Below are 335 nucleotides of genomic sequence, written 5' to 3' on the forward strand. Positions count from 1 at the left end.
GACTGGCGGCGCGTGGCAACCAGATACGACAGATGCCCAAAGGTCTTCCTGTCGGCAATCGCTCTCGCCGCAACCGTCATCTACTGGTTATGAATCCTGAGCCTAGGCTCAGGACACCCATTGATTTCTGGGTGAGGTCGTGAGTCACGGTTCGGAAAACGGGTGTTGAACATGGTAGATCCGCATTGAACCGCCTCATCTGACTGGTCCAGTTTGATTGTTAGGCTCAGGAAGAGGTGGTCGCGGAAATTTAGACCAGCGGCTAAGATGGATCGCATGACGAAAGTGACGATCCAAAATGAAGAAACGCAAGAACCATTTGCCGGAGTTCAAGG

Annotated in this window: 1 pseudogene; it reads left to right on the plus strand. The window is 52.5% G+C overall.

Annotated features, from left to right (window positions below):
* Window positions 1-93 (plus strand): annotated as a pseudogene (locus ABLN87_RS22400) (IS5/IS1182 family transposase); the annotation flags it as partial.
* Window positions 94-335: the final 242 nt, after the last annotated feature.

Source organism: Ruegeria sp. SCP10, from assembly GCF_040329495.1.
Taxonomy (GTDB): Bacteria; Pseudomonadota; Alphaproteobacteria; order Rhodobacterales; family Rhodobacteraceae; genus Ruegeria.